The sequence below is a fragment of the Thalassomonas sp. M1454 genome (assembly GCF_007097525.1).
Taxonomy (GTDB): Bacteria; Pseudomonadota; Gammaproteobacteria; order Enterobacterales; family Alteromonadaceae; genus Thalassotalea_A.
The window spans coordinates 103,497-129,475 of sequence record NZ_VKDD01000009.1 but is presented as its reverse complement, the minus strand read 5'-3'; the positions used below and the strand labels follow the sequence as shown (position 1 = coordinate 129,475).

Sequence of the window (25,979 nt, the reverse complement as noted above, 5' to 3'; positions counted from 1 at the left end):
TATATACTATAGCGTGAATTTTTCACCAAGATATACATCACGCACATGTTGATTACTTAACACTTTGTCAGAGTCACCTTCGGCAATTAATTCGCCATGGCTAACAATATATGCATGTTCACATACATCTAAGGTTTCACGCACATTATGGTCGGTGATTAATACGCCAATACCACGATTTTTAAGCTGTAAAATAATTTTTTTTATGTCACTAACCGAAATAGGATCTACTCCAGCAAACGGTTCGTCTAATAGAATAAACTTAGGGTCAGCTGCAAGTGCTCTGGCAATCTCAACTCGGCGTCTTTCACCACCTGATAAACTTTGTCCGGTATTTTCGACTATATGACCAATGTTGAACTCTTCAACTAAGCTCTCTAGCTTCTCTAAACGTTGTTCATTATTCAGGTCTTTACGTATTTGTAAAATTGACATGATATTTTCAAATACGGTTAACTTTCTAAATATAGATGCTTCTTGGGGTAAATAGCCAATACCTTGACGAGCTCTTTCATGCATAGGCAATAGTGTTAAGTCTTGGTCATCAAGAGTTACTGTACCAGCGTCACTAGGGACTAAACCTACAATCATATAAAAGGAAGTGGTTTTACCGGCACCATTTGGACCTAATAAGCCAACAACCTGTCCAGAATTTACGGTTAAACTTACACTTTTTACAACTTTTCGGCCTTTATATGCTTTGGCTAAATTTTGCGCTTTTAAAGTGGCTGTCATTGCTATTCTTGCTCTTTTTCAATTGGGGTTACTGGCTGCTTAATATCAGCTTTTTCTTCACTTGGGTCGCCGACTAATTTGCTTTCAACACTATCAATGGGTTGCTGCTTTGGCTCTTGCTTAGTATCTGCATCATTTGTTGTTTCGGTTTCAGGTTTAAGTATTGTGGTTACCGACCCTGTACTTTCTGCTGTTAATTGCTCAGTGGTAATGTTGTAAGTAATAATATCACCAGTAACCATACTGCCTTCTTGGCTTATCGATGCATTACCTTTGATAATGATAGTATTTGATGAAGGGGAATATGAAATTTCATTTGCTTGTAATTCAATCTTTTGCCCATCTTCTAGAAGTTGACTAAATTTAGCGGGTTTACCTTTAGCTAGATAAAACTTTCTTTCGCTTCCAGGCTCATTAGCAACTTGTACTAAATCAGCCTCAATAGAAAGACTTCCTTGAGTAATTTTTACATCTTCTAGGTAGCTCGCTACTTTATTTTTCAAATCGCTTGATTGCTTTTTCGCGACAATCTTTATTTCTTGTTCTAAATCGACTGAAGCCGCATACAGAGAACTTGATGATAATAGCGCTAAGCTCAGTAATAATTTATGAGTCATGTTTTTTAAATATTGTTTGTACATGTTCGTTTAATGTCATTTCAGTTGTGTTTATGTCAACGTTCAAGCCCGAGCCATACATAGTAAAGTCATTGCCTTTTAATAGTATGGTTTGTTCTGAAGTAATTATTTTATTCACTAAGTCGAGCATTATTTCCTTGCCTTCTATCTGCGAGATAAAGCTATTTTTATCGCTCGAGACTAAAAGTACTTGCTCTGATAGCGTTAATTGCTCGCTACCTTGTAAAATCCCTTGGTTTGCCGAAATATGCCAAGATGGTTTATTATCATCTGGATATATAGTGTACTTGGGTTTTTGAAAAATAGTTTGGTTTTTATTAGAAAAGTGGCTCATGCTTTGGGCAAATATAGTATGAGTTAATTCTCCATCACTATTAAATTGATTAGAGCTTAATTTTGTTGCAACAAAGTCTGGCGTGTTTTCATCCTCGACTTTAGCAACAACAGCTTGGTTTGATTGCTGCCACTGCAAATATCCATAGATTGCCAGTGCTATTGCAAAGACAATTGTAGATAAAGTGTGCAATCGGCTCATATGCTGGCTCCGCTAGCGTCTGCTAGAGTATTTTGACTCATCATAATTAAATCGGTTAACTCCCTAACTGCGCCGCAACCACCGTTAAGAAATGTTATGTAATCAGCGCCCTGACTAACTAATGGATGTGCATCTTGAACTGCAACACCTAAACCAACGTGTTTTATACAAGGTAAATCTGGTACATCATCACCTATATAGGCAATTTGTTCTGGATTAAGTTCCAATTTACTGGCGATGCTATTTAGAGCTGGAAGTTTATCTTCTTGTCCTTGCACAATAAATTTAACGCCAAGGGCGGTCATACGAGTTTCGACAATATTAGATTTTCGGCCAGTGATCACTGCCACATCAACGCCACTTTGTCCTAAGGCTTTTATGCCAAAACCATCTTTAGTATTAAAGGCTTTAAGTTCTTCACCATCATTGCCTAAATAAATTCTACCGTCGGAAAATACGCCATCAATATCACAAACAAGTAACTTAATCTTTTTGGCTTTATTAATAATAGACGTAGCAACTTGGCCATATAAAGTTGAGGTAAGTGTATTCTCTGCACTTGTACTCATGCTATAGCACTCCTGCTTTTAAGATGTCATGCATATTCATAGCGCCAACTGGGTGGTGATTATCATCGACAATAATTAAGCCATTTATGCTTTTATCTTCCATCGATTTTAAAGCTTCTGCAGCCAATGTTTGAGCCTTGGCAACAACTGGGTTTTTAGTCATAACGGTCTTGATAGTATCTTTGTGCATATTAATTTCTTCATCAAGAATACGCCTTAAATCGCCATCGGTAAACAAACCGGTTAATTTTCCATCACTATCAACAATTGATGTCATACCTAAGCCTTGTCGTGACATTTCCACTAAAGCTTCTTTAATGAGCGCTGTTTCACTAACAATAGGTAAACGTTCACCGGTATGCATGATATCTTCAAGTCTTAATAATAAACGTTTCCCTAAACTTCCTCCTGGATGAGAAAGAGCAAAATCATCTGCAGTAAAACCTTTAGCATTTAATAATGCTACTGCTAGGGCATCTCCCATAACTAATGTCGCTGTGGTGCTTGACGTTGGCGCAAGACCTAATGGACAAGCTTCTTGAGGCACGTCAATGCAGATATGAACATCTGATAGCTTTGCTAGGGTAGACTTAGTATTACCAGACATAGCAACTAAACGAGCGCCGATGCGTTTAATTACAGGTAAAATTGCTAATACCTCATTAGTTTCACCTGAATTAGAAATTGCTAATACAACATCTTGTGCTGTAACCATTCCTAGATCGCCATGACTTGCTTCGCCAGGATGTACAAAAAAAGCTGGTGTACCTGTACTAGCTAAAGTTGCGGCTATTTTACCGCCGATGTGTCCTGACTTTCCCATGCCGATCACGATAACTCGACCAGTACACTCAAACATATACTTACAAGCTAAAGCAAAGTGGTCATCTATGTAATTGAGTAAATTAGCAATCGCTTGCTGTTCTATCTCAATAACATTAGTCGCGAGTTTTTTAAATTCGTTTGCATTGGGCATATAAAAATCTCTTTAAGCAGCCATCTGACTGAAAATTAAATATTGATAAGCAATAAAAGCAATAAATAAAACAGCGCCTTTTAGGCGGGTAATTCTAAAGCCTATTCTACGGCTAAAACATAATAATAAGAAAATAATTGTTAAGCCTAACATATAAGGAATATCTCGGCTGGCAACTTGGCTATCTACAGCCCCAGGAGAAATAAGTCCTGGCAATGCTAGTACGGCCAAAATATTAAATATGTTCGAACCAATGATATTACCTATAGCCAGATCATCTTCTTTTTTTACCAAACTCATAATACTGGCTGCAAGCTCTGGTAGGCTGGTGCCTATTGCTATTATAGTCAAGCCAATAACTAAATCGCTAATACCAAATGCTTTCGCTATAAATGTTGCTGAGTCGACTAAAAAATGCGAGCTAAGAGGTAATAATACCATACCTATGATTAGCCAAAAAACAGCCACAGGGGTCGAAACGCCTTCTGGTATTTCAGATTCAGCTTCAATTAACATAGGGTCTGGATTGTTTTGATCTTTACTTTGTTTTAGAGATATCAAAAGTAAGCTAATGATAAATATACCAAAAGCGATAATTAGTATAAGTCCTTCAGTAAAACTCAAATTTAAATCATAAAGCATCCAACTTGCCACTATGGTAACCAATAACAGCAATGGCATTTCACGTTTTATCGTTGCTGACGATACCATTAGAGGTTTAAATAGGGCGGTTAAACCTAAGACTAAAGCTATATTGGTAATATTTGAGCCAATGACATTACCTATGGCTGTATTGGGTGCTCCATTGATAGACGCTGTTGCCGCAACAAGCATTTCAGGTGCGGAAGAGCCCATGGCAACTATAGTAAGACCGATAATAATAGGCGCGATACCAAAGTTTCTGGCAACGGCTGCCGCACCAAATACAAATTTGTCAGCGCTCCAAATCAAGGCGACGAGTGACAAGATTAAAATTATAATTTCGATAAACATTTATGACCCTTAAGAGATTTTCATACCTATTTTTTGAAAAGTAACGGGTATACCTAAATTGTCGCCCTTAAATCATTAAATTAAAAGCCCTAAACGTATGTTTGTGATGAAAAATTTAAAACAATGAATTAATTAACTCCTATGTGCACAATTAATCAGCTATTTTCCATGTGCTAATATTTATTATTCAAGTTATTTATTATTGATAAATGGTAATTTAATAAAATCGCGATTTGTGTTTGATTTTGTAATCGAAGCGTTTGCTTAGCTCGTTGTATTTAATAAGAAAAATTTAGCATCAAAAGTTTTACTTTGTTCTGGTTACATTATTTAACCTAGCTGTAACTAATCATTGCTGAATTATAATTTTTGCTATTTACAATAAGCGCCAAATTTAATCATGGTGTTGATTAATTAAACACTACAACCACTACTTTATTGGAATATAAATGCGTAACCTAATAATTGCTTTAATTTGCTCTTCATTGTTAGTAACAACAAGTGCACGAGCTGAATATTTATATGGCTTTGCCAATGCTTACACTGATTACCTGTCTTGGACCAATGGTGATGAGGGCTGGACTGGCGGTGTAAAAGATGTCAGTGAAACTCGTGATGACCATGTTACTCTAGGCTTAGAAGCTGGAGCTGGCTTTTCATGGGGTGAAATGTATGGTTTTTATGAGCTTGAAAAAGTAAATATGAGTTCGAGCCTACGCTCAAGTGCGATTAAAGTTAATGCGCACTATAAAGTTGCTGGCAATATAACCGCTTACGGTCAAGTATATGATTACTCTGACTCTGGTATGTCATCTTTGGATGAACAAAATACAGTATTGGGTATTGGTTATATTGGTTGGGCTTCTGAAAATTTCTGGTTTAAACCTTACCTTGGTGCTCATTTTGTTAAATCAGGTCAATCAGGTGAAACGGGTTACGACGATATAGATGGCCAAAATGGTGGTATGCTTGGTTGGAACCTTGGTTGGAACTTTAAAATTGGTGAGCAAAAGTTCATGTTAACCAACTGGAATGAAATCGAGTTTGCTCGTAACGATGATTATTCCGATTTACAGTACAGTGAAACTGGTATTAATGGTGGTGCTGCGATTTGGTATGACATAACAGATAAAATTTATACTGGTATTCAATACCGTTACTTTAAGAATAAACTTGGTGTAGATGGTTACGGTGATGCGATTATATTCCGCATTGGTATCCATTTATAATTCGATATTTGCTAAATGTTGGGTTGATTAAACTTAATAGTATTAAGCAAAACGATGACAATAAAAAACCGATAGCTTGCTATCGGTTTTTTTTATGTTTTAAATTAATTGTTGTTTTACTTAATAATGTTGCAAATTTAGCCTATTCTTAGCAAAAGTAATTCTGATAACTAGGTAATTACTAACTATATCTATCTTATACACAAAAATTTACTATTTTATAATGCAGTTAAATTCAGGGTCAGGTAAACTTTATTTTATAATAACTATTAAATGATGTTTATTCTCAATACTTTATGTCAGAAAATTTAGTCGAAATTAAAAATCTCACCTTTAACAGGGAAGAGCGCTGTATCTATGATGGCATTAGTTTGTCTATACCAAAAGGTAAGGTCACAGCAATCATGGGGCCAAGTGGTATAGGTAAAACAACACTACTTCGTCTTATGGGGGGGCAGTTAAAGCCACAAAGTGGTGAGATCTTATTTGCTGGCCATAACATTCCTGAACTCTCTCGAAATGCACTTTATGAAGTACGCAAACGCATAAGTATGCTGTTTCAATCCGGGGCATTATTTACCGATATGAGCGTATATGAAAATGTTGCCTTTCCTATTCGTGAGCACAGCAAACTTCCAGAAGATATCATTGAAAAGATGGTGATGATGAAACTTGAAGTCGTTGGTTTACGAGGTGCTATGCATTTAAAACCCAGCGAGCTATCAGGTGGTATGGCAAGACGAGCTGCATTAGCGCGAGCGATAGCACTAGATCCTGAATTGATTATGTATGATGAGCCTTTTGCTGGCCAAGATCCTATTTCGATGGGAGTTATTGTCCGTTTAATACGTGATTTAAATGATGCCCTAGGCTTAACTTCTGTCGTCGTCTCCCATGATGTTCCTGAGGTGATGAGTATTGCCGATTATATTTATATTGTTGCGGAACAAAAAATTATAGGTCAGGGCACCCCTGAAGAAATCGTCAAGCAAGACTCTAAGTTAGTTCAACAGTTCATCAAAGGTGAACATGACGGCCCGGTACCATTTCATTTTCCAGCTAAAGATTATCAGGCTGAGTTGTTAGGAGGAAAATCCTAGTGCTAGATAAAATTCAATGGTTAGGTCGAACCACAATTAATATTATTGCTGGCTTAGGACGAGCAGCCTTAGTGTTAGGCTCTGCCATTTCACATATCCCCAATATTCGCAAAGGCATGCCACTATTTATTCAGCAGGTCTATTCTGTTGGCGTTTTGTCACTTATCATCATTATGGTGTCAGGGACATTTATCGGTATGGTGCTTGCCTTACAAGGATACACAGTACTGGTTGATTATGGCGCTGAGGGTAGTTTAGGCCCTATGGTCGCGCTTGCTTTACTAAGAGAGCTAGGCCCGGTAGTTACCGCTTTACTGTTTGCCGGACGTGCAGGCTCTGCACTTACCGCTGAAATTGGCTTAATGAAGGCAACCGAGCAGTTATCAAGTTTAGAAATGATGGCAGTAGATCCACTAAGACGAGTGATTGCGCCTAGGTTTTGGGCGGGCTTTTTTAGTATGCCAATTCTAGCTGCGATATTTTCGATGTTAGGCATCATTGGTGCACACTTGGTTGGCGTTGAATGGTTAGGTGTCGACCAAGGTACATTCTGGTCTGTTATGCAAGCCGATGTTGATATGGAAGATATTATTAAAGGTGGCATCAAGAGTTTAGTGTTTGCCTTTGTGGTTACTTGGATTGCTGTATACAAAGGTTATGATTGTGTACCAACCTCTGAAGGTATCAGTCGAGCTACCACCTCTTCGGTAGTACAAGCGTCATTATTAGTGTTAGGGCTAGATTTTATTCTTACAGCTTTAATGTTTACGTAATTTTAATTAATTTGAACTAAAATTAGATTTAACAGGTCTTTATAACCTGTTAAACAAATACAAATAAAATAAGTATTGGTGGTTTGACATGTTGTCGAAAAAAATAGAATTTATGGTTGGTATTTTTGTTGCGCTAGGGATTGCGGCATTTCTTGGTTTAGCATTAAAGGTTGCAGACTCAGGGTTACAAGGGAGTGGGGATACTTATCAGCTTTATGCTAAGTTTGATAATATTGGTGGTTTAAAGGTACGCTCGCCGGTTAAAGTTGGTGGTGTAGTAGTTGGTAGAATTTCTAATATTCATTTAGATAAACAACATTACACTCCTATTATTACCCTAGATATTTTTGTTGAATTTGATAACTTTGCAGAAACATCATCATTATCTATCCTTACAGCAGGCTTGCTTGGTGAGCAATATGTAGGTTTAGATCCTGGCTTTATGGATGAAGAGTTAGGCATAGAAATTTTACAACCAGGTGATTTTATTGAAGATACAAAACCAGCAATAGTGCTTGAAGAGTTAATTGGTCAATTCTTATTTAGCCAATCAGAAGATTAACCATAAAAGTTTTAGATGTGGTTTTATCGTTATTATTTTAGAGAAGTTTATGCAAAAATTATTAGCTATTGTGTTCATGCTGTCCTTTACTACTTCGGCTTTTGCCAGTGAGGTAAGTAAAGAAAACCCATATAAAATGATTGAAGAAGCAGCTCAAATTACCTTTGATCGTTTTGCTCGAGAAGAAGCTGAGATTAAAAAAAATCCAGAGATATTAAAAGACATTGTGCGTGAAGAACTAATGCCATATGTGTCTTATAAATACGCTGGCTTAAAGGTGTTAGGAAATTACCGTAAGAAAGCATCAAGAGACGAAATCTTAGAATTTCTTGAAGCATTTAATAGCTATTTAATAACATCTTATGCGCAAGTTTTTACTTTATATGAACAGCAAGAAGTAATTTTTGAACCGGCTAAACCAATAGATAAAGAAAAAATCCTATTAGTTGGTGTTGATATAATGAATGGCGATGGTCCGCCTATTAACATTAAATTTAAGGTACGTAAATTTGCGCAAAAAGATGAGCAAGGAAAAGTTTCTCATTATGACTGGTTAGCCTTTGATTTAGTCGCAGAAGGCATAAGTTTACTTGATGCTAAACAGAAAGAGTTAAGAAGCATATTAGCGCAAAACGGTGTGCCGAAAGTTACTCAAATGTTGAAAGAAAAAAGTGAACGTAAAATCGTATTTAAGAACGATGAAGATGTAAAAGCGAAAATTCAAGAACAAGGTACAGGTGAGTAATTTTGGCCAATAGCTTTGAGTTAAAAAATATAGATGAACAAAATTGGCAAATTGTTGGTGAATTAACCAGACATACTATCTCTGGCCGACAGCAAAAATATTTTTCTGTATTGGCAGGTAATACTACACAGTCAATTGATTTGACTCATCTAAGTAAAGTAGATACTGCAGGTTTAGCTTGGTTACTTACTCTGATTGAATATGCCAAATTACAACAAATTGAATTAACTTATTCACAAGCACCCGCTGAATTGGTTAAACTTGCCAAATTAAGTCATGTCGACTCATTTTTGTCGATGACAACCAAATCATAAAACTGGAGAAATACTGTGGACGTAACTGAGATCGAAAATATTCTCAAACAAGCGTTAACTTTGGATGAATTACACGTAACTTTTGATGGCTCGCAATGTACGATCAAAGCAGTTTCTGATGTATTTGCAGATCTAAGTCGCGTAAAAAGACAACAGCTGATTTATGCACCGCTAGCCGATGTAATTAACCAAGGGGTGATTCACGCTGTAACGATTAAAACATTCACTAATGCCCAATGGCAACGTGACAAAATGTTTAACTAACCTTCATAACAAATAATTAATAAGTAGAGATTCTATTGGAAGCTTTTCGTATAAATAGCGGTAATGAATTACACGGCGATGTTACCATCAGCGGTGCAAAAAATGCCGCATTACCTATTTTAATGGCAACAATCTTAGCAGAAACACCATTACAAATTACCAATGTACCTAAGTTAAATGATATTGAAACCACAATAAAATTACTTAGAGAGTTAGGCGTCGATGCTAACTGGAGTGGTGATAACGCCGTTAGTTTTGATGCAAGCAAAATTGATAATTGCTTAGCTCCTTATGAGCTAGTAAAAACCATGCGAGCATCTATTTTGGTGCTAGGTCCATTACTTGCTCGTTTTGGCCATGCTGAAGTTTCTTTGCCAGGCGGTTGTGCTATTGGTGCTCGACCAGTGGATCTTCATATCCAAGGTTTAAAGTTAATGGGCGCAGATATAACTGTTGAAAATGGCTATATCATAGCGCGCAATGAAGGCCGCCTTAAAGGCGCGACCATTTTTATGGACGCGGTGAGCGTTACTGGCACTGAAAACCTTATGATGGCTGCTGCGTTAGCTGATGGCGTTACTGTTATAGAAAATGCTGCAAGAGAGCCTGAAATTGTTGATTTAGCAAATTTTTTAAATGCTATGGGAGCGAAAGTTTCTGGTGCTGGGACTGATACATTAACCATAGATGGCGTTGCTAAGCTTACTGGTGCCGATCACGCAGTAATGCCTGATAGAATCGAAACCGGTACTTTCTTGGTCGCTGCCGCTGTTACTGGCGGACATATTCGCTGTCTTAATACTGACCCTTCAGCATTAGAAGCTGTGATCAGTAAACTGCAAGAAGCAGGTGCAGAAGTCAATTTCGGTGATGATTGGATCGAATTAAAAATGACGACCCGCCCTAAAGCAGTGAATATTAGAACGGCGCCACACCCTGCATTCCCAACCGATATGCAAGCGCAGTTTGTAACAATGAACGCTATTGCAGATGGCACAGCTACAACTACTGAAACTATTTTTGAAAACCGTTTTATGCACGTTCCTGAGCTACAACGCATGGGCGCAAATATGAAACTAGAAGGCAATACTACAGTATCTGTTGGTGTCGATAAGCTAAATGCCGCACAAGTTATGGCAACTGATTTACGTGCCTCTGCAAGCTTAGTAATTGCGGGTTTAGTGGCTGAAGGTGAAACAATAGTTGACCGTATATATCATATAGACCGTGGCTATGAGAACATCGAAGGCAAGTTACAAGCATTAGGTGGCAATATACAAAGATACAAAGTTAATTCTTAATCTGAGTTTACAACGATAAAGGGGGAATATTAGCAATAATATTCCCCCTTTTACTTTGAATAAATGGGCTAATTTATTTCACCAATTGTCACATCTAGTGTCATACGACTATTGTTTCTAATTAAACTAAGTTGTAACACAGAGTTTGGTTTGGTTTCTGCGATAATATCTAAAGCTTGGTTAATACTTACTATATTGGTATCAGCAATTTTATAAATGACATCGCCTTTTATTAAACCGGCATTATCAGCAGGTCCTTGCGGGGTTATTTCATCAATAACTAAGCCTTTTAATTGCCTGTTATAACGCTGGGCACTTACGCCTAACCAGCCTCGAGTTACTCGACCATTGCTGATCAACTGCTGCATAACGTTGGCTGCAAGTTTATATGGAATGGCAAAAAAGATGCCTTGAATATTTTCTTTTTGATTTGAACGGTTAAACTGAGCGGTAGATATGCCCACCAAATCGCCGTTACTATTGACTACAGCGCCACCTGAATTACCATCATTAATCGCAGCATCCATTTGTAAAAACTCACGGTAGCTGTTGCTACTTAAACCATTTCGACCTGTTGCGCTAATTATGCCTTGGGTTATGGTTTGCCCAAGATTTAACGGGTTACCTATGGCTAAAACTACATCGCCAACTAGAGGTGTTAAGTTTTCGTCGATTGGAATAACTGGTAAGTTTTGAGCTTGTACTTTTAACACGGCTAAATCGGTGAATTCATCGCTGCCAATGAGTTCGGCGGTTAATTCAGTACTATCTTGTAAAATCACTGTAATCAAGTCAGCGTTTTTAACAACATGATTGTTAGTAAGAATATAACCTCTTGCATCCATGATTACACCTGAGCCTAGTTTAACTCGCTGGATAGGACGACTGCGGTATCTTGGGTTGCTTTCAAAATTTTCGGAATATATATTGACTACAGAAGGAGCTGCTTTAACGACCGCATTCGCATAAGAAATAGGCTTTTCTTTATTATCCTGCTTGGCAAAAATATTTAAAGACAGGTTAGTACCTTCCCGCATTTCAGGAACAAGAAGTAATAATACCACTGCGGCTAATAAACCATAGGTGGCGGCTTTTACAACATAAGACAGGAAAGGAATTAATTTCACGTTGTTTTAAACTTGATAATTATTATTAAAGTAATTAAAGGGTAGCATTAAACGTTTGATATTTGTAGAAGTAAAAGGCAAGGGTTAACTTGCCTTTGATTGAGTCAAAAAACACTATAGCAGTTTGAATAATAACTTAGCCAAGTGCTATTAACGAATCATTAAATATAATTCACTGTTGCCACGAATAACGTTAAGAGCTACCACTCCTTCAACACCTTCTAAGGCACTGCGTAGCTCGGCAATATTACGAACTCTTTGGCGATTAACTCCTGCAATAACATCACCTTTCTTAAGCCCAGTAGAAGCTGCTGGAGAGTTACTAGCAAGGTTATTTACATCAACACCTTGGTTGCTTTCATTGTTGCTAAGTTCTGCACCTTCTAACATAGGGTGTAAATTAGCAGCCGCTACTTGGCTATCTGGAGCAGATTGCAGCTTAACTGTTACGGTTTTCTCATCACCATCACGTAGTAGAGTAATTTTAACTTTTTTACCTGCTCCAATTGAGCCAATTTTACCACGCAGGGCATTAAAGCTTTTTACCTTTTTACCATTAACTGCAATTATGATGTCTCCGGCTTTAATGCCTGCTTCTTCGGCTGCGGAGTCCGGTGATACTTGACTAACAAAGCCACCTTGATTAGTTGCAAGATCCATAGCTTTAGCAAGTTCAGGGTTAATTGAATTGCCGGTGATGCCAAGCACACCTCGACGAACTTCGCCAAATTCAATTATTTGATTGGTTAAGTTTTGCATCATATTACTTGGAATAGCAAAACCAATACCCACGTTGCCGCCACTTGGGCCAAGTATTGCGGTATTGATACCAATTAATTCACCTCTAAGGTTCACTAATGCACCACCAGAGTTACCACTGTTAATTGCAGCATCGGTTTGAATAAAGTCTTCAAGGTTTTCAATATTTAAACCACTTCGACCTAATGCACTAACAATACCTGAAGTAACCGTTTGTCCTAAGCCAAAAGGACTGCCAATGGCAACGGCAAAATCACCAACTTTAATATCGTCGGAATCGGCAATCTTTACTGCAACTAAATCGTCAGCTTTAATTTGTAGTAATGCAATATCACTTGCTGCATCAGTTCCAATTTTTTTTGCTTCAATTTGGCGGCCATCTTTTAAAGTAACCAGAATTTCATCAGCTTGGTCAATCACGTGGTTGTTCGTTACGACGTAACCATTTTTAGCGTCAATAATTACGCCTGAGCCAAGACCTCTAAAAGGACGCTCTTGAGCTTGTTGCTGACCGCGTCGTTGGCCGAAGAAAAATTTGAATGCATCTGGAACTTGCTGCTTTACTTCATGAGTACCAGCTACTGAAATACTAACGACTCCTGGAGTCGTGTATTCAAGCATAGGGGCAAGGCTAGGTAATGGCTGTCCATCTACTTGCATTGGTAATGCAGCAGTGGCTAATGCCGGGAAAAGAGATAAGCTGCCTACGACTAAGGCAACTCGAGATAATGAAGAAATTTTTTTCATATTATTGAGACTCCAATTAGTTATATTAATTCGCCTATAAGCTTAATATTAACTATAGGCGAGATAACAATTATTCAAGAAGCTATTGGCACTAATTTCGACAAATTAGCGTTAATGCTTATGAACTTAAAGACTCAGGAAAAAATTAAAAGTTCCTAACTAGCTTATTTTTAGCTTGGGCTATTTGTAACAACTTGTTTCGTATCATTAAACAGGCCGCTTGGATCTGATGAATAATCAAGAGGTGGCTCAGTAGCAAGTTCTTCATCACGTTTACGAGAGGCTTTCACTTTCTTTGGATTCGCTCGTAAGTTTGCTTCTGTATCGGCAGAAAAGAAAGGCATAGCATTTGGTTTAGCTGTCGCTGTATTAAGCAACTTAGTGCTTTTTTCCATTTGCTCCATGGCTACTTTACATGTCTCATTCATTTGCTCTAATAACTGCGCTGAATTATCTAAGTGCAAAGCGACTTCTTGTTGGTATTGCTCTAAAGACGTTTTACTTTCAGAAACTTCTTGTTCTAAACGTTGATAGTCTTGCTCTGATGCTGATAATTTTTTACTTACGAAAAACCCTGCAATAGCACCAATAACTGCGCCAACTAACAGATAAACTAGTTCCATAATTACAATCCTAAAAATTTTGAAAATGAAATATACCCAATTCAGGTACATGTTTATATAATAGCTGTGATTTTACATATACCCAAGCCTAACTTACGTATAAAGGTGTATTTTTTTCAATGGCATAGCCTATAACTTGGTATTAACGAAAACTTATGATCAAATTGACCCCATTACAAAAATATCAAGCAGATTTGCAACAAGATGGTTTTGTCTATGATGCTGCTCAAGAAAACGCAGTCAAAAACCTACAAAGACTCTACGAAGATCTTGAAAATAAGCCATTACCAGTTAAAGGTTTTAAAAAAGTATTAAAAGGCTGGGTTAAAACTTACGGCAAAAATGAACCTAAAGTAGTGCAAGGCTTGTACTTTTGGGGAGGAGTAGGACGAGGTAAAACTTATCTTGTTGATACCTTTTATGACTGTCTGCCGTTTGAAAACAAAATGCGGGTGCATTTTCATCGTTTTATGCATCGAGTGCATCAAGAATTAAAGTTACTCACTGGTACAGCCGACCCGCTAAAAGTGATTGCTAAAAAGTTTGCTGATGAAACTTGTATCATATGTTTTGATGAATTTTTTGTCTCAGATATTACCGACGCTATGTTGTTAGGTACTTTATTTGAAGAACTATTTAGTCATAACGTTACCTTAGTTGCCACATCAAATATTATTCCAGATGAACTTTATCGCAATGGCTTGCAAAGAGCTCGATTTCTGCCAGCAATAGACTTAATTAATAAATATTGTGATGTTATTAATGTTGATAGCGGCATTGATTACCGACTGCGCACGCTTGAACAAGCTGAGATATATCATTACCCGCTTGATCCAAAAGCTGATGAGAACCTTTGTACTTACTTTAAACAGCTATCAGTAGATGCCGGTAAAACCAATGTTGATATAGAAATCAATAATCGCCAACTCAACACCATTGCCGTTTCTGATGGGGTCGTTCATTTTGATTTTCATCAATTGTGTGAAACCGCGCGTAGTCAAAGTGATTACATGGAAATTAGCCGTGAATATCATAGTGTTTTACTTGCTAATGTAAAACAGATGGGGCGAGATTCAGATGATAGTGCACGCCGCTTCATTGCTATGGTTGATGAATTTTATGAGCGCGGGGTTAAATTAATTATTTCTGCAGAAGTTGCGATGGAAGAATTATATAGCGACGGCGGTTTAAATTTTGAATTTAAACGCTGCTTAAGCCGCTTACAAGAAATGCAATCACACGATTATTTAGCAAGTGAACATTTACCATAATTTGCGATTTTCGGCTTTAAAACACGTCTATTTTAAAATAAATGTAAAAAAACTGCATTTGAGTGAAAAATATACGTGATCTTTTGATTGTTTATCTATATAATTCGCGGCTCCCAACGTTACTACTGCTTGAAAAAGCATCAGGCTCGATACTCGAAGGGGTAATGCGTAGTCTAATTTAAACCGGTAATCGGATAATTGATTACTAATTTATGTAACTTTATTTAAAATGGGTTTCTTTAATGAAAACTTTTACAGCTAAACCAGAAAGCGTACAACGCGAATGGTTTTTAGTGGACGCCGAAGATAAAACTTTAGGTCGTATCGCTACAGAGATTGCTTCTCGTTTACGTGGTAAGCATAAAGCAGAATACACTCCTAGTGTTGATACTGGTGATTACATCGTTGTTATCAATGCAGAGAAAGTACGTGTTACAGGTAACAAAGCGAAAGGTAAAATTTACTACTCGCATACTGAATACGTTGGTGGTCTTAAGCAAATTAGTTTCGAAAAACTAATCGCTAAAGCGCCAGAGCGTGTTATTGAACTTGCCGTTAAAGGTATGTTACCAAAAGGCCCTCTAGGTCGTGACATGTTCCGTAAATTAAAAGTGTATGCTGGTGCTGAGCACAAACATACTGCACAACAACCTAAAGTTTTGGAGTTATAAACAATGGCTGATAATCAATATTACGGTACTGGTCGTCGCAAGAGCTCTACAGCTCGTGTGTTTATGAAAGCTGGTAACGGTGCAATTACAATTAACAATCGTGACTTAGACGTTTACTTCGGTCGCCCTACGGCTCGTATGGTTGTTCGTCAAGCACTTGAGTTAGTAGACATGGTTGAAAAGTTTGACCTTAACATTACCGTTTCTGGTGGTGGTATTTCTGGTCAAGCCGGTGCAATCCGTCACGGTATCACTCGTGCATTAATGCAATTTGACGAAACTTTACGTTCTGATTTACGTAAAGCTGGTTTCGTTACTCGTGATGCTCGTAAAGTTGAACGTAAGAAAGTTGGTTTACACAAAGCGCGTAAACGTCCACAATTCTCAAAACGTTAATTTTACTTATCGTGTTCAAAAACCGACCTTATGGTCGGTTTTTTTTTGCTTGTAAAATCACCCGCTAATAAGCTATCAACAATTCTGCTACATCTTTAGTCTAGATTCTTGAGTTTGTTTAAAATAAGCGTACTTCTTATAGGGATTTACCTTGTAAAAAAACGTCCATTTCATTATCATAAACAAAAAATTTTTAACTACATTTTGTCGAAATTAATTACTTATTGATTAACTTTGTAGAAAATCCCTAGTTAAAATATAAATCTAAAATTAGTGTCTAGTAAATATTGGAGAAATGAAATGAGCAATGCGCCCGTGGATAACGGCCGTCGACGCTTTCTTACCGCAGCTACGTCAGTAGTTGGTGGGGTAGGTGTTGTTGGTGCAGCTGTGCCATTTATTGCTTCCTGGAACCCAAGTGCCAAAGCGAAAGCTGCTGGCGCACCAGTTGAAGTTAACATCAGCAAAATCGCTACCGGACAATTAATCCGTGCCGAATACCGAGGAAAGCCAATTTATATTGTGCGCCGTGGCAAGGATATAATTGATGGTTTAAGTGGTCACGACGATTTATTACGTGATCCAGCTTCACAAGAAGCTCAACAACCGGAGTATGCAGCGAACCCTCATCGTTCAATTAATCCTGAGTACTTAGTTGCTGAAGGTGTATGTACGCATCTAGGTTGTGCCCCAACATATCAAAAAGGTGACTTTGCTGAACAAGTTGAAGGCGTAGATTACGGTTTCTTCTGTCCATGTCACGGTTCTAAGTTTGATATGGCAGGTCGAGTATTTGCAGGCGTTCCAGCACCACTTAACTTAGTGGTTCCAGAGCATTCATTCCCATCAGAAGGCACTTTATTAATTGGTGTCGGTCAAGGAGAATCATAATGTTTGCTAATTTAATGGCTTGGTTTGACGAGCGCTTACCAATTACTGACGCATGGAACAAACATGTTGGTCAGTATCCTGCTCCAAAGAATTTTAACTTTTGGTACTTTTTTGGCTCATTAGCCATGTTAGTACTAGTGAACCAAATCGTAACTGGTATTTGGTTAACAATGAATTATGAACCATCAGGCGATGGTGCATTTGCTTCAATCGAATACATCATGCGTGATGTTGATTATGGTTGGTTATTACGTTACATGCATTCAACTGGTGCTTCGGCATTCTTTATTGTTGTTTACTTACACATGTATCGTGGCCTAATGTATGGTTCGTACCAGAAACCACGTGAATTGCTGTGGATTTTCGGTATGTTAATTTACTTAGTGTTAATGGCTGAAGCGTTCATGGGCTACTTATTACCTTGGGGTAATATGAGTTTCTGGGGTGCACAGGTTATTATTTCACTGTTTGGTGCAATCCCTGTAATTGGTGATGATTTAACTACTTGGATCCGTGGTGACTATGTTATCTCTGGTGCAACTCTAAATCGTTTCTTCGCATTACACGTTATTGCGTTACCACTAGTACTTGTTGTTTTAGTTTTCTTACATATTCTAGCTCTACATGAGGTTGGCTCGAACAACCCTGAAGGCACTAGCATTAAGAAGAAGAAAGGCAGTGTTCCTGAAGAGGAAAAGAGTAAGTTTAAATTCCACAAAGCGTACACTGATAAGTATGACATTGTAGATGCTATCCCATTCCACCCTTACTATTCAGTAAAAGATATCATGGGTGTTGTAGGTTTCTTAATTTTATTCTGTTGGGTTATGTTCTTTGCACCTGAAGGTGGTGGTTACTTCCTTGAGGCGCCAAACTTTACTCCTGCTAATGGTTTAAAAACACCTGAGCACATCGTTCCAGTATGGTACTTCGGTCCGTTCTACACAATCTTACGTGTAATTCCGGACAAGTTACTTGGTATGGTAGGTATGTTTGCGGCAATTGGTATGTTATTCGCATTACCATGGTTTGACCGTGGTACGGTTAAGTCATTCAAATTCCGTAGCAAATGGCACTTAGTTAACTTAGTACAATTTACTATCTGTTTTATCGTGTTAGGTATTTTAGGTACTATGCCAGCTTCTGACCTTGCTAATTTAATTGGTCGTATCGCGACTCTTGGTTATTTTGGTTTCTTCATTTCGCTTTGGTTCTACTCTAAAAATGAGCAAACTAAGCCGGTACCAGAAAGGGTGTCTAAATAATGAAAAAAATAATAATTGCTCTACTAACTTTATTGCCGACATTAGCACTAGCAGCTGGCGGTGGAGGAGCACTCGATAAAGCTAATAATGATATCACTGATAAAGAATCATTACGTAATGGTGCTGCAACCTACATGAATAATTGTTTAGGTTGTCACCAATTACAATATCAACGTTATAACCGTACTTTTGCAGATCTTGATATAGATGAAAAAGAAGGCATGGCAACGTTAATGTTTACTGGTGAAAAAGTTGGTGATCACATCACTAATACTATGCCGGCTAAAGAAGCTGCTGCTTTCTTTGGTGCTGCGCCACCAGATTTAACACTTGTTACTCGTTTTAGAAGTAGCGATTGGTTATACACATACTTACGTTCTTTCTACGCTGATAGTGCACGCCCATTTGGTGTAAACAATGCAGTATTTAAAGACGTTGGTATGCCACATGTATTCCAACAGTTACAAGGTGTACAAGAGTTAACCGCTGAAGCTAAAGCTATGTTACAATCAGACAATGTTCGCCCACTTACTAGTGCAGATCTTGTTCTGACTCAACCAGGTGAATTAACACCTGCTGAGTACGACGTAGTAGTTCGCGACTTAGTTAACTTTTTAGAATATACCGGTGAGCCAAGTAAAGTTGAGCGTCATCGTTTAGGTTACTGGGTACTTGGTTTCCTAGTGATTCTATTTATACTTAGTTATTTATTGAAGAAAGAATATTGGCGCGACGTTCACTAATATTTTTACAATAGTAAATTGGGGCTATACTAATTTTAACAAATTAGTAGTTAGCCCCTTTGTCGTACTTATAACAATGTAAGTACCACTTTTTAAGAGAAATCTTTGGAGGATATATGGCTGTAGCCGCCAACAAGCGTTCTGTAATGACGTTGTTTTCATATGATGATGATTTATACTCACATCAAGCTCGTATTGTACTAGCAGAAAAAGGTGTAGGTGTTGACATCCACTTAGTTGAGATGGATAACTTACCTGAAGATTTAATCGATTTAAATCCTTACGGAACAGTACCGACGTTAATCGATCGTGAGCTAGCTTTGTATGAAGCTAAAATCATTATGGAATACTTAGATGAGCGTTTCCCTCATCCACCACTAATGCCAGTTTATCCTGTTGCTCGTGGTCGTAGCCGTCTTATGATGCACCGTGTTGAAACTGATTGGTATAGCCTAGCAAAGATTATCTTAACTGGTAATTCAGCTGATGCAGATAAAGCTCGCCAAGATTTACGTGAAAGCTTATTAAGCATTGCACCTATTTTAAATGAAGCACCATACTTCATGAGTGAAGAGTTTAGCTTAGTTGATTGTTACTTAGCTCCATTATTATGGCGTTTACCTGCGTTTGGCATTGAGTTATCAGGCCAAGGTAGTAAAGAGCTTAAAACTTACATGATCCGTCTATTTGATCGCGAATCATTCCAAGCTTCTTTAACAGAAACCGAGCGTGAGTTACGTTTCGGTCGTCCAGCATAAGCTAGTATTAAGCTAATGTCTGAGCAAATGACATCGAACAAGCCCTATTTAATTAGGGCTTTTTACGATTGGTTAGTTGATAACGAACTTACCCCATATATCGCGGTTGATGCCCAATATCCAAATGTTTTGGTTCCTGTGCAACATGTACAAGACGGGCAAATAGTATTAAATATTGCGCCTGAATCATTAGGTTCAATTTCTATGGCTGGTGAAGTGATAGAATTTACAGCACGCTTCGGTGGTAAAGTAGAACACCTTTACATACCTTACGAAGCCATAGCAGCTATTTACGCGCGTGAAAATGGTGTTGGTTCATCATTTAGTGTTGAGTATCCAGATCCCGATGTTGAGGTTCCTGAAGAAACTCAGAGCAGCAAACCAGAGAAAAAGGGTAAACCTTCTTTATCTATCGTAAAATAATACCAATCAAAATAGTCATAACGGCTATTATTATCGATATTAAAAAACCAGTCATTTGACTGGTTTTTTATTGTTTACTGCTGCTGAAAACTAATTAATAAATAGTGATAAGAGTCTTATTTTTTAATTTCAAACGCTTTGTAAACTCTAGCAACTCCATCGATATGTCGAGCAATTTCTACAGCCATATTAGCATCTTTAGTTGTAACAATACCCATTAAAAACACTTCTGAATCTTCAGTTATTACTTTAATAATTGACCCGTCGAGGCGATCATCGGTAAGTAAACTCGACTTTACTTTGGTGGTAAGCCAAGAGTCAGTGGTTTTGGTTCCGGCTGTACTTAGCTTAGCAATACGGATCTGATTGTGAATTTTCTTAACACGAGGTATTGCAGAAATTATTTTATGTACTTTATCTTTATCCGCTCTAGTTTCAGCTTGTCCAACGAGAAGTACAGTACTGTTTAAGCTAATAACTTGTACGTTTGTTGCATTGGCTAAAGCTTCATTCTCGGAGATATCTCGTAAACCTTGAACTTCGATAGTTTGATCGTCAACTTGAACATCAAAAGGGCGAGGATCGTTTAGTGATGCAGCTCCAGCTCCGATCCCGGCAACAACAACAACAGCGCAGCCTTGTAATAAGGCTAAAGAAAGGATGGCAATGGTAATTTGTTTCATGTTTTTGTTTAATTCTTTTAATTATTCGTAATATATCAAAACCAATTGAGAATGGATTTGTTATTTGGTTTTAGCTCATTGCTTGTGGAAATAATGTTGTGTCTATTATCTCACATAGACAATGCAAAGCTAATAAGTGCACCTCTTGGATCCGAGCTTCTCGCCCAGATGACACTCTAATTTCAACATCGCTTTCTCCAAGAAGGCCTGCTATTTCACCGCCATCATTACCGGTTAATGCAATTATTTTCATATCTCTAGCAACAGCTGCCTCAATCGCTTTTATTGTACTCTTTGAATTACCGTTAGGAGATATAGCAACCAAGACGTCACCAGCATTACCTAGCGCTCTTATTTGTTTTGAAAAAACTTCGTTGTAACTATAGTCGTCAGCTATAGAGGTAATAGTTGAGCTATCAGTTGTTAAAGATATTGCTGGTAGGCTAGGTCGCTCGGTTTCGTAGCGGTTAAGTAACTCGGCAGAGAAGTGTTGAGCAGAAGAAGCTGAGCCGCCATTACCACAAGTTAGGATCTTATGACCACCAAGTAAGCACTCGACCATTGTCATACCTGCTTTTTCTATTGCGATAGGTAATTCTTCGCTTGCTGCAATTTGGGTTTCGATGCTTTCACGAAAGTTATGTTTCACGCGCTCTAACATTTTTAGACTCCATAGAAGGCATTTTTAAGCCAAGTTATTTGGGGATTATCAGCCGGCCCTAATAAACTGACGACGTCATATCTAAAATAGCTATTATATTCATTTAATTGCTTTTTGAGCAGATAAAATTTAGCTGTTTTTATAATTTTTTTTTGTTTACTCAAAGATACTAAAGCAGAAGGGTTGCCAAAGCGATCAGATTTTCTGTATTTTACTTCAACAAATACCAAAGTCTTACCATCTTTCATTATTAAGTCTATCTCACCAAAACGAGAGTAAAAATTAGACTCAACAAATTCGAGTTGATTAGTTATCAGATAATTTTTAGCTAACTCCTCAAATAAGAAGCCTTTGCTACGATTAGTTGGTTTAATCCATTTCAACATGTTGAATTCGGCTAGAGCGATATCTGCCCCAGTAAAAGCTCCTGCTTATCACTCTGCTTTCATTTATTTGCAGAATGCCGGTTTCTCCTTGGTGTTTTAGTAAAGGTAGTAATTGCATTTTTTTAGCTTTGCTAGTTAAATTCCAGCTATCAATTCCCATAGCATAAATACGCTCTAAAGCACTGCTTCTCGTTGGCCAAATTTGTTTCGCCTCGCTAGAAAGTTCAGGGCTGTTTTCTTTACCAGTTAATAGCCAAGGGATTTCGGTAAAGGTTAAGCCGGTTAAATCTCGACGAGAGTTTCTGTCAGTTGCATCACTATTGCTTCTAGAACTTGCATAAATCGGAATTGATTGCGCAAATGGACTAGTATTAACGTCAATGTACGGCTTTAAAAGTTTTGCTTGATCTGGCGTGCCAAATAAATAAATGAAATCTATATCGCGACGGTTACGTGACTCCGCTTTTACATTTTCTTGTAGCATATTACGTAAAGACCTAATTCGCTCATCAGAAAGGTTAACATCTAATCCCCCCTTTACTGCGGACTGCATTTTTTTACCATTAGGGTAATAAACTATGGTTGGCTCAAAACCTGTTTGTAAGCGCCATTGCTGTGCAAAAGAGTTTGCCATACGCTTACCTATAGCAGAGTTTTGGCTTAATACTAAGCCTTGTTTAAAACCTTTTTTGCTTAACGAAAACGCAGCTTGTGTCGCCTCTGCTTCTGGTAACATAGAAAAGGCATAATGCTGCTCGGCAAGTAGCCCGTTTTCAGGTAAGTTAAGTAACAGAGTAGGCCAGTCATAGTTGCTTTCTACAGCATCTAAATCAGAATGTAGGTTTTCGTTATCGATATCTGCTAACGAACTGCTTTGCTGAAGGTTTAACTGTTCAAGATTTAACTCGTTAACTTCAATAGTGCTAGCTTGTGCTACTTCGCTTTGCGTTGATAATATCTCATCCTTAGTGCTGTTGGTATACGTTAAGTATTGATCTACATGGTTTTTTAACAATGGACCAATAACAAAATCAGGCTGCAATAGGTTGAGCTTCGCTATGATCTCAACCATAGGTTTTGAGTTAGTGTCGATAAAGGTTATTTGTTGAGACTGATTATTGCCATAAGCTGCCAAAATACCCGCTTGTAAGGTTTTACCTAATATAGCTTCACGCCCTGATAATGGAATTAGCACGCTTACATTATTAATAATAACTTGGTTATTAGCAGCTAAGCTTTTATCTTGGTAATCCTCTAATAATAAATTTGCAGGATGCTGTGGATATTTTAAACTCCATTGTTCGAAATTTTCAGCAAGAGCAACTTCATCGGTACCATAAGTGCTTACGGAGTTTGTAAGTGCTAACCAACCATCTAAGTCGTATGCGTTACGTTTGTTTAAATGGGCCAATTGATAAGGCTTTAAGCGAGCAAAAATAGAGTTTAAGTAATTAATCTCAGTTATATCTGTTGTTGGGTAGCTTTGATAATAGTTTAAATAGCTCACAATACCTTCAACTAACAAACCTCGTTGCACATTAATTTGCGCTGCTAGCCTTAATTGTCTTTGTGATGGCGTTTCACGTTTTACCATATCTAGCTTAGTTTGGGCTAAATCGGCAAAGCCTAATTCATACAGGCCTTGTGCTAAATTTAATTCGTTAAAGTTCTTTTGCGATCGAGTTAAAGGCAGCTTACTTAGTTGATGACTAATATATAAAGACTTTTCCAGCTTTTGCTCTTGTAAATAGAGCGCAGCAGCTTGCAATAAAAGAATGGTAGCTTGTTCTGTAGTTTCTTGCTTTGCCTGTTCAACCATTTGCTCAGGGGTTAATTCACTATCTTCAATTACTTCGATTTCTTGAGTAGTATCTTCAAGGTTAGTCGTTGCTACAGGTGCTTTTTCACTTACAGGCGTACCACAGCTTTGTAGTAAAAAAATGCCACTTAAAATGATAAATAGTGGGGTTTTAAAGGTCGAATTTTTTATTTGCATCAAGGCTAAATGGTCCAAGAAAGTAGTTAATAGTATTATAGCAAGCTAAAATGCCGCTAACTTAATTAATAATGCTACAAGAGATATAGTTGTTATAGTAAACTGCGAACTCGCTTTAGGGCAAGAGCTAGATTGTAACTTACTTATGTAAAAGAAATTTAGTCTACTTAGTTGCTGCGCTATTCTTCGATATTAAAAATGGTAAATAACATGACACAAACCACAATTTCAGCAAGTACTCTTTATATCGTTGCAACGCCTATTGGTAATTTAATGGATATTAGCCAGAGAGCCATTGATGTACTTACCCAAGTTGATTTGATTTGTTGTGAAGATACTCGCCATACAGGTCGCTTATTATCAGCATATAATATTAAAAATAAAACCATGTCTTTGCATGACCATAACGAGCGTCAGCGCCAAGAGCAGATTGCTAGCATGTTAGACGAAGGTAAAAGCATCGCTTTAGTATCTGATGCTGGCACACCACTTATTTCAGATCCAGGTTTTCATATTGTTAAGCATTTAAGAAGCTTAAACTTAGCTGTTACTCCAATTCCTGGTGCATGTGCCGCTATTTCTGCATTATCTGTAGCGGGTTTGCCAACAGACCGATTTAGCTTTGAAGGCTTCTTACCTTCAAAATCAGGTGCACGAAAAACTAAACTTGCTGAATTAGAGCATGAAACTCGTACCATGATTTTTTATGATGCGCCGCGCCGAGCAATTGATACTGTGCAAGATATTAAAGAAGTATTAGGTGGCGAACGTCAAATCGTCATTGCCAGAGAGCTTACCAAAACTTTTGAAACGGTTCATGCTGATACTGCTGATAACTTTTTAACTTGGTTAAATGAAGATCCAAACCAATTAAAAGGTGAAATGGTGCTTATTATTGAGGGCGCAAAAGTTGATCCTAATGCAATTTCTCCAGCGGCAATAAACACGTTAAAGTTACTTCTTAGCGAAATGAAACCTAAAAAAGCTTGTGCGATTGCGGCTGAAATTCATGGCGTGAAAAAAAATGCACTGTATCAAGTGGCGTTAGATTTAAAACTTTAATTGTCTAATGTAAAAGCTTTAATTTTATAGTTTGCTACCTCTTTACCAATATCAACTGTATTAATAAAACTTGGGCGAGTTTTTAATCGCAATAAATAAGCCGCCGTTTGTGGTTTATAATGCTGTGCCAAGCCCAAAAGCTCACCTAAATATAAAGCGTAACCAACGGCTATATCGGCAATTGTAAATTTGTCAGCACATAAATAATCATGTTTGAGCAAGTGTTCGTTCAAACGCTTGAGACGAGCAATAAACCACAATGCGTAATCATTACTCACTTGTTTACTTTGCCTAGCACTAGCTTCAAATTGCGAGTACCTCAATACTAGCGTTTGTGGAAAGGTTAGAGTAGCGTCACTTTGAAATAACCAATTTAAAAAATTCCCATACTCACTATGATTGGCAGCTAAACATAATTCGTTTTGCTGATACTGCTGAGCTAAATAAAGTAGCATCGCGCTTGATTCAGTTAGCTTTACATCACCATCTTCTAAATATGGTACCGTACCTAAAGGGTTTAATTGCAAAAATGACTTTTCGAGAAAGCGGGGAGGAAAGGGCATTGAGTGTAACTCATATTCAAGTTTCATCTCATCTAGCGCCCATAATACTCTAAGTGAACGGCTGTTATGGCAGTGCCAAAGTTTAATGGTCAAACTAATTTCCTATAACGTTTTTATCATTAGATTAATTTAAATAATTAGACCGTACCATGGTTTTATTATTTAAATTTAATTCTACTCACAATTGATTTTACTCTTACCCCTTTGATCGGTTAGAATG

The 25,979-nt window shown here is 37.7% G+C and carries 31 protein-coding genes; 17 read left to right on the top strand and 14 right to left on the bottom strand.

Annotated features, from left to right (window positions below):
- Window positions 1–6 precede the first annotated feature (6 nt).
- From lptB to FNN08_RS15575, 6 genes are read right to left on the bottom strand one after another with little or no spacing between them, the layout of a single operon-like run.
- On the bottom strand, window positions 7–735 hold the full coding sequence (gene lptB / locus FNN08_RS15600; RefSeq protein ID WP_143587418.1) for an LPS export ABC transporter ATP-binding protein: 729 nt from the start codon (window positions 733–735) through the stop codon (window positions 7–9).
- A gap of 2 nt (window positions 736–737) precedes the next feature.
- Window positions 738–1,352, bottom strand: a complete 615-nt coding sequence (lptA, locus tag FNN08_RS15595) for a lipopolysaccharide transport periplasmic protein LptA (RefSeq protein WP_260679371.1) — start codon at window positions 1,350–1,352, stop codon at window positions 738–740.
- On the bottom strand, window positions 1,342–1,908 hold the full coding sequence (gene lptC, locus FNN08_RS15590; RefSeq protein WP_143587416.1) for an LPS export ABC transporter periplasmic protein LptC: 567 nt from the start codon (window positions 1,906–1,908) through the stop codon (window positions 1,342–1,344). The genes lptA and lptC overlap by 11 nt, the downstream gene beginning before the upstream one ends.
- Complete coding sequence (gene kdsC / locus FNN08_RS15585) at window positions 1,905–2,477, bottom strand: 3-deoxy-manno-octulosonate-8-phosphatase KdsC (RefSeq protein WP_143587415.1); 573 nt, start codon at window positions 2,475–2,477, stop codon at window positions 1,905–1,907. Before kdsC ends, lptC begins: the two co-directional genes overlap by 4 nt.
- A gap of 1 nt (window position 2,478) precedes the next feature.
- Window positions 2,479–3,453, bottom strand: coding sequence for a KpsF/GutQ family sugar-phosphate isomerase (locus FNN08_RS15580; protein WP_143587414.1), 975 nt, complete (start codon window positions 3,451–3,453; stop codon window positions 2,479–2,481).
- A 12-nt stretch (window positions 3,454–3,465) separates the two neighbouring features.
- Window positions 3,466–4,446, bottom strand: coding sequence for a calcium/sodium antiporter (locus FNN08_RS15575; RefSeq protein ID WP_143587413.1), 981 nt, complete (start codon window positions 4,444–4,446; stop codon window positions 3,466–3,468).
- A gap of 449 nt (window positions 4,447–4,895) precedes the next feature.
- On the opposite strand from FNN08_RS15575, the gene FNN08_RS15570 reads away from it, so the two are divergent.
- The 8 genes from FNN08_RS15570 to murA all read left to right on the top strand — a co-directional run bounded on the left by FNN08_RS15570 (window position 4,896) and on the right by murA (window position 10,734).
- Window positions 4,896–5,675 (top strand): outer membrane protein OmpK, encoded by a 780-nt coding sequence (locus FNN08_RS15570; RefSeq protein WP_143587412.1) that lies wholly within the window; start codon window positions 4,896–4,898, stop codon window positions 5,673–5,675.
- Window positions 5,676–5,971: 296 nt separating this feature from the next.
- Entirely contained in the window at window positions 5,972–6,775 is an 804-nt protein-coding gene (gene mlaF, locus FNN08_RS15565) for a phospholipid ABC transporter ATP-binding protein MlaF (RefSeq protein WP_143587411.1), read from the top strand.
- Window positions 6,775–7,548, top strand: coding sequence for a lipid asymmetry maintenance ABC transporter permease subunit MlaE (gene mlaE, locus FNN08_RS15560; RefSeq protein ID WP_143587410.1), 774 nt, complete (start codon window positions 6,775–6,777; stop codon window positions 7,546–7,548). The genes mlaF and mlaE overlap by 1 nt, the downstream gene beginning before the upstream one ends.
- An 88-nt stretch (window positions 7,549–7,636) precedes the next feature.
- Complete coding sequence (gene mlaD, locus FNN08_RS15555; RefSeq protein WP_143587409.1) at window positions 7,637–8,110, top strand: outer membrane lipid asymmetry maintenance protein MlaD; 474 nt, start codon at window positions 7,637–7,639, stop codon at window positions 8,108–8,110.
- A 49-nt stretch (window positions 8,111–8,159) separates the two neighbouring features.
- Window positions 8,160–8,855 (top strand): ABC transporter substrate-binding protein, encoded by a 696-nt coding sequence (locus FNN08_RS15550; RefSeq protein WP_143587408.1) that lies wholly within the window; start codon window positions 8,160–8,162, stop codon window positions 8,853–8,855.
- A 2-nt stretch (window positions 8,856–8,857) separates the two neighbouring features.
- On the top strand, window positions 8,858–9,169 hold the full coding sequence (locus FNN08_RS15545; protein ID WP_185962695.1) for a lipid asymmetry maintenance protein MlaB: 312 nt from the start codon (window positions 8,858–8,860) through the stop codon (window positions 9,167–9,169).
- A gap of 15 nt (window positions 9,170–9,184) precedes the next feature.
- Window positions 9,185–9,433 (top strand): BolA family protein, encoded by a 249-nt coding sequence (locus FNN08_RS15540; RefSeq protein WP_143587406.1) that lies wholly within the window; start codon window positions 9,185–9,187, stop codon window positions 9,431–9,433.
- A 35-nt stretch (window positions 9,434–9,468) separates the two neighbouring features.
- The gene (murA, locus tag FNN08_RS15535; protein ID WP_143587405.1) at window positions 9,469–10,734 is read left to right on the top strand and encodes a UDP-N-acetylglucosamine 1-carboxyvinyltransferase; all 1,266 of its coding nucleotides are present in this window, start codon (window positions 9,469–9,471) and stop codon (window positions 10,732–10,734) included.
- Between the two features lie 68 nt (window positions 10,735–10,802).
- On the opposite strand, the gene FNN08_RS15530 is transcribed toward murA, so the two are convergent.
- From FNN08_RS15530 to FNN08_RS15520, 3 genes are all read right to left on the bottom strand, one after another.
- Window positions 10,803–11,861: a trypsin-like peptidase domain-containing protein gene (locus FNN08_RS15530; RefSeq protein WP_260679370.1), complete on the bottom strand. Its 1,059-nt coding sequence runs from the start codon at window positions 11,859–11,861 to the stop codon at window positions 10,803–10,805.
- A 150-nt stretch (window positions 11,862–12,011) separates the two neighbouring features.
- On the bottom strand, window positions 12,012–13,367 hold the full coding sequence (locus FNN08_RS15525; protein WP_143587404.1) for a Do family serine endopeptidase: 1,356 nt from the start codon (window positions 13,365–13,367) through the stop codon (window positions 12,012–12,014).
- A gap of 170 nt (window positions 13,368–13,537) precedes the next feature.
- The gene (locus FNN08_RS15520; RefSeq protein ID WP_185962694.1) at window positions 13,538–13,990 is read right to left on the bottom strand and encodes a YhcB family protein; all 453 of its coding nucleotides are present in this window, start codon (window positions 13,988–13,990) and stop codon (window positions 13,538–13,540) included.
- A gap of 155 nt (window positions 13,991–14,145) precedes the next feature.
- Between FNN08_RS15520 and zapE the strand changes: the two genes are divergently transcribed.
- From zapE to FNN08_RS15485, 8 genes are all read left to right on the top strand, one after another.
- On the top strand, window positions 14,146–15,261 hold the full coding sequence (gene zapE / locus FNN08_RS15515) for a cell division protein ZapE (protein ID WP_143587402.1): 1,116 nt from the start codon (window positions 14,146–14,148) through the stop codon (window positions 15,259–15,261).
- Window positions 15,262–15,503: 242 nt separating this feature from the next.
- Window positions 15,504–15,932, top strand: coding sequence for a 50S ribosomal protein L13 (rplM, locus tag FNN08_RS16400; RefSeq protein WP_185962693.1), 429 nt, complete (start codon window positions 15,504–15,506; stop codon window positions 15,930–15,932).
- A 3-nt stretch (window positions 15,933–15,935) separates the two neighbouring features.
- Window positions 15,936–16,328 carry a 30S ribosomal protein S9 gene (gene rpsI / locus FNN08_RS16395; RefSeq protein ID WP_185962692.1) on the top strand — a complete coding sequence of 131 codons (393 nt, stop codon included), beginning with the start codon at window positions 15,936–15,938 and terminating at the stop codon, window positions 16,326–16,328.
- Between the two features lie 300 nt (window positions 16,329–16,628).
- A complete protein-coding gene (gene petA, locus FNN08_RS15505; RefSeq protein WP_143587401.1) occupies window positions 16,629–17,219 on the top strand; it encodes a ubiquinol-cytochrome c reductase iron-sulfur subunit in 591 nt (196 codons plus the stop codon).
- The gene (locus FNN08_RS15500; protein ID WP_143587400.1) at window positions 17,219–18,484 is read left to right on the top strand and encodes a cytochrome b; all 1,266 of its coding nucleotides are present in this window, start codon (window positions 17,219–17,221) and stop codon (window positions 18,482–18,484) included. Before petA ends, FNN08_RS15500 begins: the two co-directional genes overlap by 1 nt.
- Window positions 18,484–19,227, top strand: coding sequence for a cytochrome c1 (locus FNN08_RS15495; protein WP_143587399.1), 744 nt, complete (start codon window positions 18,484–18,486; stop codon window positions 19,225–19,227). Before FNN08_RS15500 ends, FNN08_RS15495 begins: the two co-directional genes overlap by 1 nt.
- Before the next feature lie 116 nt (window positions 19,228–19,343).
- Entirely contained in the window at window positions 19,344–19,985 is a 642-nt protein-coding gene (gene sspA / locus FNN08_RS15490; RefSeq protein WP_143587398.1) for a stringent starvation protein SspA, read from the top strand.
- A gap of 15 nt (window positions 19,986–20,000) precedes the next feature.
- The gene (locus FNN08_RS15485) at window positions 20,001–20,408 is read left to right on the top strand and encodes a ClpXP protease specificity-enhancing factor (protein ID WP_143587397.1); all 408 of its coding nucleotides are present in this window, start codon (window positions 20,001–20,003) and stop codon (window positions 20,406–20,408) included.
- A 116-nt stretch (window positions 20,409–20,524) separates the two neighbouring features.
- Here FNN08_RS15485 and FNN08_RS15480 read toward each other — a convergent pair whose 3' ends face one another.
- From FNN08_RS15480 to FNN08_RS15465, 4 genes are all read right to left on the bottom strand, one after another.
- Window positions 20,525–21,091 (bottom strand): BON domain-containing protein, encoded by a 567-nt coding sequence (locus FNN08_RS15480; protein ID WP_143587396.1) that lies wholly within the window; start codon window positions 21,089–21,091, stop codon window positions 20,525–20,527.
- Between the two features lie 70 nt (window positions 21,092–21,161).
- On the bottom strand, window positions 21,162–21,752 hold the full coding sequence (locus tag FNN08_RS15475) for a phosphoheptose isomerase (RefSeq protein ID WP_143587395.1): 591 nt from the start codon (window positions 21,750–21,752) through the stop codon (window positions 21,162–21,164).
- Between the two features lie 2 nt (window positions 21,753–21,754).
- Window positions 21,755–22,138, bottom strand: a complete 384-nt coding sequence (locus tag FNN08_RS15470; RefSeq protein WP_143587394.1) for a YraN family protein — start codon at window positions 22,136–22,138, stop codon at window positions 21,755–21,757.
- Window positions 22,122–24,134: a penicillin-binding protein activator gene (locus FNN08_RS15465; protein WP_143587393.1), complete on the bottom strand. Its 2,013-nt coding sequence runs from the start codon at window positions 24,132–24,134 to the stop codon at window positions 22,122–22,124. The genes FNN08_RS15470 and FNN08_RS15465 overlap by 17 nt, the downstream gene beginning before the upstream one ends.
- Window positions 24,135–24,344: 210 nt before the next feature.
- Here FNN08_RS15465 and rsmI point away from each other — a divergent pair, with 210 nt between their 5' ends.
- Window positions 24,345–25,196, top strand: a complete 852-nt coding sequence (rsmI, locus tag FNN08_RS15460) for a 16S rRNA (cytidine(1402)-2'-O)-methyltransferase (protein ID WP_143587392.1) — start codon at window positions 24,345–24,347, stop codon at window positions 25,194–25,196.
- On the opposite strand, the gene FNN08_RS15455 is transcribed toward rsmI, so the two are convergent.
- Complete coding sequence (locus FNN08_RS15455; protein WP_260679369.1) at window positions 25,193–25,852, bottom strand: glutathione S-transferase family protein; 660 nt, start codon at window positions 25,850–25,852, stop codon at window positions 25,193–25,195. The genes rsmI and FNN08_RS15455 overlap by 4 nt on opposite strands.
- Between the last annotated feature and the right edge of the window lie 127 nt (window positions 25,853–25,979).

Bases quoted from the DNA above. Each gene is read 5' to 3' on its own strand.
- lptB (WP_143587418.1), bottom strand. From the start codon at position 735: ATGACAGCCACTTTAAAAGCGCAAAATTTAGCCAAAGCATATAAAGGC.
- lptA (WP_260679371.1), bottom strand. From the start codon at position 1,352: ATGACTCATAAATTATTACTGAGCTTAGCGCTATTATCATCAAGTTCT.
- lptC (WP_143587416.1), bottom strand. From the start codon at position 1,908: ATGAGCCGATTGCACACTTTATCTACAATTGTCTTTGCAATAGCACTG.
- kdsC (WP_143587415.1), bottom strand. From the start codon at position 2,477: ATGAGTACAAGTGCAGAGAATACACTTACCTCAACTTTATATGGCCAA.
- FNN08_RS15580 (WP_143587414.1), bottom strand. From the start codon at position 3,453: ATGCCCAATGCAAACGAATTTAAAAAACTCGCGACTAATGTTATTGAG.
- FNN08_RS15575 (WP_143587413.1), bottom strand. From the start codon at position 4,446: ATGTTTATCGAAATTATAATTTTAATCTTGTCACTCGTCGCCTTGATT.
- FNN08_RS15570 (WP_143587412.1), top strand. From the start codon at position 4,896: ATGCGTAACCTAATAATTGCTTTAATTTGCTCTTCATTGTTAGTAACA.
- mlaF (WP_143587411.1), top strand. From the start codon at position 5,972: ATGTCAGAAAATTTAGTCGAAATTAAAAATCTCACCTTTAACAGGGAA.
- mlaD (WP_143587409.1), top strand. From the start codon at position 7,637: ATGTTGTCGAAAAAAATAGAATTTATGGTTGGTATTTTTGTTGCGCTA.
- FNN08_RS15550 (WP_143587408.1), top strand. From the start codon at position 8,160: ATGCAAAAATTATTAGCTATTGTGTTCATGCTGTCCTTTACTACTTCG.
- FNN08_RS15525 (WP_143587404.1), bottom strand. From the start codon at position 13,367: ATGAAAAAAATTTCTTCATTATCTCGAGTTGCCTTAGTCGTAGGCAGC.
- FNN08_RS15520 (WP_185962694.1), bottom strand. From the start codon at position 13,990: ATGGAACTAGTTTATCTGTTAGTTGGCGCAGTTATTGGTGCTATTGCA.
- zapE (WP_143587402.1), top strand. From the start codon at position 14,146: ATGATCAAATTGACCCCATTACAAAAATATCAAGCAGATTTGCAACAA.
- rplM (WP_185962693.1), top strand. From the start codon at position 15,504: ATGAAAACTTTTACAGCTAAACCAGAAAGCGTACAACGCGAATGGTTT.
- rpsI (WP_185962692.1), top strand. From the start codon at position 15,936: ATGGCTGATAATCAATATTACGGTACTGGTCGTCGCAAGAGCTCTACA.
- petA (WP_143587401.1), top strand. From the start codon at position 16,629: ATGAGCAATGCGCCCGTGGATAACGGCCGTCGACGCTTTCTTACCGCA.
- FNN08_RS15500 (WP_143587400.1), top strand. From the start codon at position 17,219: ATGTTTGCTAATTTAATGGCTTGGTTTGACGAGCGCTTACCAATTACT.
- FNN08_RS15495 (WP_143587399.1), top strand. From the start codon at position 18,484: ATGAAAAAAATAATAATTGCTCTACTAACTTTATTGCCGACATTAGCA.
- sspA (WP_143587398.1), top strand. From the start codon at position 19,344: ATGGCTGTAGCCGCCAACAAGCGTTCTGTAATGACGTTGTTTTCATAT.
- FNN08_RS15485 (WP_143587397.1), top strand. From the start codon at position 20,001: ATGTCTGAGCAAATGACATCGAACAAGCCCTATTTAATTAGGGCTTTT.
- FNN08_RS15480 (WP_143587396.1), bottom strand. From the start codon at position 21,091: ATGAAACAAATTACCATTGCCATCCTTTCTTTAGCCTTATTACAAGGC.
- FNN08_RS15475 (WP_143587395.1), bottom strand. From the start codon at position 21,752: ATGTTAGAGCGCGTGAAACATAACTTTCGTGAAAGCATCGAAACCCAA.
- FNN08_RS15470 (WP_143587394.1), bottom strand. From the start codon at position 22,138: ATGTTGAAATGGATTAAACCAACTAATCGTAGCAAAGGCTTCTTATTT.
- FNN08_RS15465 (WP_143587393.1), bottom strand. From the start codon at position 24,134: ATGCAAATAAAAAATTCGACCTTTAAAACCCCACTATTTATCATTTTA.
- rsmI (WP_143587392.1), top strand. From the start codon at position 24,345: ATGACACAAACCACAATTTCAGCAAGTACTCTTTATATCGTTGCAACG.